The 1,565-nt window shown below is 69.8% G+C and carries 1 protein-coding gene and 1 pseudogene; both read left to right on the top strand.

Translation table 11 applies throughout. From position 1 onward, the window contains the following. Positions 1-73: 73 nt before the first annotated feature. A pseudogene (locus ACFWF3_RS35440) lies at positions 74-364 on the top strand (AMP-dependent synthetase); the annotation flags it as partial. Positions 365-1,400: 1,036 nt separating this feature from the next. Further along, positions 1,401-1,565 (top strand): ABC transporter permease subunit (locus ACFWF3_RS35435; protein ID WP_379318494.1); only part of this gene is annotated, 165 nt, incomplete at its 3' end.

Raw genomic sequence — 1,565 nt, 5'->3', positions numbered from 1 at the left:
GGATCTGGGCCGCGTCGAATCGGAGCTGGCCACAGCCGGTTTCGTCGCCGCCTGCACCGACGACGGCAGCCGGGTGATCGCGGCGATACTCCCCCGCCCGGCGGCGTCGGCGACCTCGCGCCGAGCGCACGGGGTGGCGGCCGCGCGACTGATCGCCCAGGTGTCGGGCCTGCCCGCCACCGCGATCAGCGTGACCGTCGTCGACGAGCTGCCCCGGCTGGCCACCGGCAAAATCGACTATCCGGCGGTGCGCGCGCTCGCCACCACACCGGCGAGCCCGGGCGACGATGTCGGCGCGATCTACGCCGACGCCCTCGGCCTGCCGATCGAGACGATCTCGCCCGCACACAGTTTCGCGGACCTGGGTGGCAGTTCGCTGAGTTACGTCACCGTGGCGGCACGCCTCGAGCGGGTGCTCGGTACCCTGCCCACCGACTGGCCACAGCGTTCGATCGCCGACCTGGGGCGAGCTCCCCGTACCCGCGCCCGCTTCGGCCGGGCGCTCGACTCCTCAACGGCTCTGCGCGCGATCGGGATCGTGCTGATTCTCGGCTCGCACATCCAGCTGTTCGAACTCTGGGGCGCCGCGCACGTGCTGCTCGCCGTGGCGGGCTACAACTTCGCCCGGTTCGCGGTGAGTTCCGCCCAACCCGCCCGGCGACTGCGACTCACCGGGCGGGCCGTGGCGATGATCGCGGTGCCGACCGCGCTCTGGGTCCTGATCACGATGGTCTGGCAACCCGGCTATTACAGCTGGCAGAATGTGTTGCTGCTCAACAAGATCCTCGGTCCCCGCAATGACACGGCGGGACACCTGTGGTTCCTGGAAGTGCTCGTGTACTGCACCGTGGCCTGCGCGCTACTGATCCGGGTCCCCCGGATCGACGGGTGGGAGCGGCGGGCGCCGTTCTGGTTCGCCCTCGGCCTGCTCGGCCTCACTCTGGTCTTGCGCTGGCATTCGTTCGGGCTCTATCCCGAACGCGATATCGCGTTGTCACCGCTGGCCTGTTGGTACTTCGTTCTCGGCTGGGCCGGAGCGAAGGCGACGGCGGTCTGGCAGCGGCTGATCGTCAGCGCCGTGCTGCTGGCTTGTGTGCCCGGATATTTCGGCGTCACCGAGCGGGAACGCCTTGTCATGGCGGGCATTCTGATCTTGATCTGGCTGCCCGCGCTGCGCGTGCCCGCCGTCGTCGCCGTGGTGGCGGTGGCGGTGGCCGACAGCTCGCTGTTCGCGTACCTGCTGCACTGGCAGGTGTACCCGGCGTTCGGCGACCAGCGATTGCTCGCACTGGTGGCCTGCCTGGCCGCCGGAGCGGCCGCTACCGAGATGGTGGATCGGTGCAGGCATCGGATCCCATGGCTAACGTTCCAGGGTCTTCGCCCGCCTGCTGCGCGGCGCGATGCTGGTCCAGGGCGGCTCGGACTACGTGCTCGCCGCCCACTCGCTGGGCATCCGCAAGCGCCGCATCGTCCTCACCCAGATCATGCCGAACTCGCTGAGCCCGGTGATCGTCCAGGCGACGCTCTCGCTGGCCACCGCCATCATCGAGGCGGCCGCCCTGTCC

Source organism: Nocardia sp. NPDC060220, assembly GCF_042727815.1.
Classification (GTDB): domain Bacteria; phylum Actinomycetota; class Actinomycetes; order Mycobacteriales; family Mycobacteriaceae; genus Nocardia.
Note: the sequence above shows the minus strand (reverse complement) of the source record. Positions and strands in the feature narration are given on the sequence as shown.